Source organism: Yoonia sp. (genome assembly GCF_017854415.1).
Lineage (GTDB): Bacteria > Pseudomonadota > Alphaproteobacteria > Rhodobacterales > Rhodobacteraceae > Yoonia.
This window is the reverse complement of the sequence record NZ_JAFMHR010000177.1, coordinates 1-4,850: the sequence shown is the minus strand read 5'-3', so window position 1 is coordinate 4,850 and position 4,850 is coordinate 1. Positions and strand designations below refer to the sequence as shown.

Annotated in this window: 7 protein-coding genes; all 7 read right to left on the bottom strand. The window is 54.9% G+C overall.

Translation table 11 applies throughout. The features are described from left to right. Positions 1 to 1,196: hypothetical protein (locus QZ197_RS14795; RefSeq protein ID WP_296432922.1), on the bottom strand; the 1,196-nt coding region annotated here is incomplete at its 3' end. Positions 1,197 to 1,200: 4 nt separating this feature from the next. Then, positions 1,201 to 1,395, bottom strand: coding sequence for a hypothetical protein (locus QZ197_RS14790; RefSeq protein ID WP_296432921.1), 195 nt, complete (start codon positions 1,393 to 1,395; stop codon positions 1,201 to 1,203). A 245-nt stretch (positions 1,396 to 1,640) separates the two neighbouring features. Further along, the gene (locus QZ197_RS14785; protein ID WP_296432919.1) at positions 1,641 to 2,024 is read right to left on the bottom strand and encodes a hypothetical protein; all 384 of its coding nucleotides are present in this window, start codon (positions 2,022 to 2,024) and stop codon (positions 1,641 to 1,643) included. Positions 2,025 to 2,106: 82 nt separating this feature from the next. Further along, positions 2,107 to 2,289 (bottom strand): hypothetical protein, encoded by a 183-nt coding sequence (locus QZ197_RS14780; protein ID WP_296432918.1) that lies wholly within the window; start codon positions 2,287 to 2,289, stop codon positions 2,107 to 2,109. Beyond that, the gene (locus QZ197_RS14775; RefSeq protein ID WP_296432917.1) at positions 2,289 to 2,495 is read right to left on the bottom strand and encodes a hypothetical protein; all 207 of its coding nucleotides are present in this window, start codon (positions 2,493 to 2,495) and stop codon (positions 2,289 to 2,291) included. The genes QZ197_RS14780 and QZ197_RS14775 overlap by 1 nt, the downstream gene beginning before the upstream one ends. Before the next feature lie 126 nt (positions 2,496 to 2,621). Beyond that, complete coding sequence (locus tag QZ197_RS14770) at positions 2,622 to 3,995, bottom strand: phage major capsid protein (protein WP_296432916.1); 1,374 nt, start codon at positions 3,993 to 3,995, stop codon at positions 2,622 to 2,624. A gap of 158 nt (positions 3,996 to 4,153) precedes the next feature. Then, positions 4,154 to 4,405 (bottom strand): hypothetical protein, encoded by a 252-nt coding sequence (locus tag QZ197_RS14765; protein WP_296432915.1) that lies wholly within the window; start codon positions 4,403 to 4,405, stop codon positions 4,154 to 4,156. Positions 4,406 to 4,850 lie beyond the last annotated feature (445 nt).

Below are 4,850 nucleotides of genomic sequence, written 5' to 3'. Positions count from 1 at the left end.
GCCGTTTCTTCCAAAAACCCTTCAAGAGTTAGCTTTATCTGCGCTCGTGCCTTGGATGGTTCCATGAAAACAGGGGGCGGGAAAGTCGGGAAAGTGTCATCAGGTTTTACAACGCCTTGGCCTGTAAAGCGTCCCTTCCCATCGCGGGGCTTCACCTCGTTTGCATACTCCCGCACGGCTGCGCTCTTGTCGCCGTCATGCTCAAAATGGGCGAACAGGTCGAACGGGTCACCCGTTCGGTTGCCGTTCGGGGTTTCTTTCCCCAATCCTGCATCTGCGTCCGATCCTGACAGTGATACCCAATGGTCGCTAAAGTTCTTGAATGCGAACGTTTTGCTCGTTTGATATGGGCTGCGCCAGTTGTCGCCGCCGCGTTCTTTCTCGAACCCGTAACGCGTCAGCAAGTCAGCAATGCTGTGGGTCGCGTTGAAATGGGCAATCGGCTCGAAGTCATCACCACCCGCTGCAATGTGCTTTGCCCGCTGGATTTGGAATGCGGCCCGCGCCTCGGCCTGTTCCTTTTCCTCGCGTTCAATCTCCGCGACCATCGCGGCCCGCTTTGAGGCAATGGCTGAACCTTCGAAATCTAGCCTCGGCCCTTGGATATGCTCAAAGGCATAAAAGATCGGGTTGCCGTCTGCGGCCCGTTTGTCGGCTGGGACGTTCGGCAGGTAAACGGGTTGCCCCGCACGGTTTAGCGCCGCGTCTGCCGTGATGCCGTGATCTGCCAGCAAGGCAAAGAATGCGTTTTGGGTTGCCTGATAGTCAGCACCAGCCAATGCCGTCCGCAGGGGTATAAGCGCCCGCCATTTGCGCTTGTCTGCACTCGCCCCGCTGGATGAATATATCAGAGCCTCAACGTCACCACACACGGCCACCAGAGCGAGCCGCAGGGCGTCTTGTGATGGGTTGCCGCTGTCCACGTCCAGACATAGCAGGGGGAACGATCCCTTGCCCCGCTGAACGTCATGGCTGCGCCCGTCAGGCCCGCGATAGGTCGACGGAATGATAAACTGCGCGTTCTCCTTGGCGGTTGCCGTCGGTTCACTTGCGCGCGCCACGACCTCTGCCCAGCTTATGCCTTGGTAATCTTTGCCGCTGTGCTTGTGCGTGTCGCGCGAACCCCACGCGGTCAGCACTCGCGCAGCACCAGAAACGGGGGTGGCCCCGTTTGATGTGCTTTGTGATGATGTCATCGCCCTACGCCTTTTCGGCTAGGGTTTTTGCTATCGTCGGCAGATCCGCTTCTTGGATCAACCACTGGCGCTTGCCCTCTGCTCTATGAGCAGGGATTCCGCCCGCGATCACGCGCCGCCAGAGGGTCATGTAATTAACGTTTGTGCCTATGTCGCGCAGGGCGCGAGGGGCGTCTGCCAAGGTAATCGTGCGGTCCATTTTCTATCAAGCCTTTTTTTGGCTTGTCGGACGGGGAACAGGACTATATAGTTTTGCTTGTAAAGCTCAGTCCTTGTCCCGTCAGACAAGATTGTAATTTTAAGGCTCGAACCGTTAGCGCGGATCGGGCCTTTTCTCTTTCTGGTGAATCGGCAATCGCTTTCGCACCAGATATTGTAGGTATGCTATATCTTTTCACACCATCGGGGAAAGATATATTTAGCATCATTCTTGGAAAACACTTGTTACCCCCCTAAAAGCCGCTTCCAGAAACCCTTTGCTTCTGGCTGGCTTTTCTCAACCTTCAGCAGCAACGTGTTGGCTTGTTGCCGCCATTGCGCGCGATCTTCTTCTAGGTCCGCAATGCGTTGATGTGCTGCATCAAGTTTGACCTGTAAGATCATGTTTTCGTTGGTGTTCTCCCCCGTTTTGTTGGGGGTTGCCGATCGTTCGACTTCACCTGTTTCAGAAGCGTTCGGGGGGTAAACCCTGTGCAGTTCTGATGGATCAATCTCAAAGCTGCCGTTGGGCAGGCGATGCGCCGATATTTTTCCACTGGCTATAGCTTTGCTGATCGTTGACTTTGATTTTCCAACCGCTTTCGCAGCCGTTCCAAGGGTGTGTTTCATAGGGGTATCCAATCGTTCGATGTAAACGTTTTTTCAACCGTATCGTCGAAACGCATTAAATGCAAAATATATGTAAAGAAGCCTATGCAGCGTCAGCTTGGCGGTAAAACTCTCTCCGCACGCTCTCGGCAGAAGTGTTGGCAAATTCGCAAACGTCGTCAAAGTCAGTCGACCAGATCCACGCTTCGGCTTTCTGGCTTTTAACTGCGTCGGCTAGACCAGCCATCAGAACGTTCAGCCAGAGTGCCGTAATAGGGTCGTGCATTAAACCGCCGTTTTCTGGGCATGGATTCGGTCGAGAGTAACCCGCGCGCTTATGGGCTGAGATAGGGATGCGATCTGGGCAGTGCCTCGATCTGTGAGCGTTGCGGTCAAACGGACGCCACTCAGGCCGTCGTATTCGATCACACCGTTTTTGTGACGCACAATGCGGTGAAACGGAATGTCGCCAATTTCTGTCTCGATAAACATGGAAGCCTCCAGAGTTATTTTGCGCGGCCCTCGGCGAAACTAAAGTAGGACCAATGCCGCGCTGCGGGCGTTTTTATGCCACCTCCCGCTGGGCTATGCCGCGCCCTTGCAAAGCGCGGCAATCTCTTATGCAGGCACTACACCGTCCAGCACTGTGAACGCGCTCTCACGGGCCGCTGCGAAGTCGATACGGGCATGACAGATCAAGCCGAATTGCAGAGTATCCATAAACCGCTCACGTAAGACCTCAACGCGGATGGATGATCGAACGCCCATCAAGATTTGCGAGAAGTCGCCAGCGATGATCTGGCTTTCGGTTCCTGCGCCACCATCAGTCGGCATTGCCGTTGTGTGGAGCATCTGGACGCCCTCGAGCGCGCGCGGCATTTGCAGCGGCTGGCCTTGCTGCGTATCGGTCAGGCCTGCAAACGCGTTTTCGTCACGGCTTGCCATGATAAAGCCAGTCAGCTTTTCGTTTGCACCATGCAGAGCGCCACGAGCGTTGATTAGCGGAGCATAACCAGTCAGAGCGCCGCCAGCGAAGGTGTTAGCTGTGAGACCAGTGTAGTTCACAATGCCTTTTGGCTCGTTACCAGTGCCAGAACCGACAAGACCAACGCGATCGATCTCAACAGCCAACGCACGCGCGAGAATAAGCGGCAGTTCTTGCTCGAGGTTTACGCTGTCAGCCATCAACTCAATCGATGCTTTGACCATCACGGCAATCGACTTGGGGGCCAATGTCACCGCGCCAAAAGTCGGATCACTCTCAGTCACTACGCCGTTTTCAGCGCGGAATGCTGGCGACGGGCTGCTAAGAACCTTTGCGATCACGGTCTGGTCGGTCGTCAGAGGAACGATGCGCGCACCAGCCTGCGTCAGGACCATCTCAGAGCGCGCCATGTCGATCAGGTCACTAGACGTCATCGTCGGCACTGTGTAGCCACCAGCGGCGTCTGTGCCGCCTGCGAGAGCGCGTTGCTCAGCATCAGTGCGCGCACCAATAGTCAGAGCGCGAAGAAATGCGCCTGCACCAACGTTTTCATGGGTGTGATCTTTCGCCTGCGCCCATGCCTTCATGGATTGGCGGTTTTCCAACGCATAGGCCTCGGGTGCGTCAGCATAGGAACCACCGTCTACGGCAGAACCGCTGCGAGGCTCAAACTCAGGGCGCTTCGAGAGGTCAACGGCATTAGACGGGCCGCGAGAGTTGCGGGCGGTGCGCGAGTCTAGTTCTTGCTCGACCATATCGGCCAATTCAAGCAATGCGCCTTGCGCCTTTTCAAGCGAGGAAGCCACTGCGTCGGACATGCCGTCGCGGATTTCGAGCAGAACATCACGGGCCGCGATACGGGCAGACTTTTTGATGTCCTGTAGTTCGGCCCAGGTCGCCGATTGAACATCAATTTCAAGATTGTTGCGGCTGGCGAAGGATTGAGCGCCTGCACGGATGGCGGAACGCTGTGCTGCGGTCAGCTTTGTGGTTTGATGGAATGTCATGGATTTTCTCCGATGTGAGAGTCAGGGCGCGCAGTAAATCGCCCCCGACAAAAATGTGTCAGGAATGATCTGCGCGCTCGCCATCAGCAGCGGAAACAGAAGTGTGCTAACCCCATCAGGGCCAACTGTGTTGAGCATAGCATAAATACGATACCTGCTCAATGCTTCACCGCATGCACATCGATTGCATCAGCCAACTTGCGCAGCACTGCCGCGGCTTCTTGTGGGCCGACCCATTCTCTCAGAGCGTAGGCTGCCCCATTGATACTGGCAGAGACAAACGCGGTTGCTCGGGCAGTTGCATGGTCTCGATGGGCTAATGAATCCAATGCGCTGGACAGGTGGTTTGTTACGCGCATTTGCTCCTCGATCACGATTTCTTCGAGGATGTATTTCTCATCACTGGTCATGCTTTTGATCTCCAGATGTGTCTGGAATATCCTAGCAAAATGGATGCGTTGCGGCTTTAGAAATATTGAGAGAACAGCTTGTTTTAAACAATTCCTGCTAAAGATGCATGGGCAGTATTGAGCCGCGACCCCCTATGTCAATTTCGCCTTTTTGCGTGAAAACATATGACCGCGGGTGACTGTTTTTTGCCCTAGCGATCCGACCTAGCCCTGTCATGCACTGGGGGGCTGCGTTCAACCTGCGGTCGTTCAAAGACGCACAAGTGTGATTATGTTAAGTGCAATCGAGATGGCGAGTTTCAGCCGTAGGTTGTCAGGTTTAGCCGTAGGCCAGTATCAATAAGCCTGTTCTGATAGGGTATCCCACATACAAAGAGCTGTCGGTTAAGTTTTCCCCTAGAGGTCCACTTTGCCGACAGCTCCCGCTCAACAGCTTCGTGGCTTC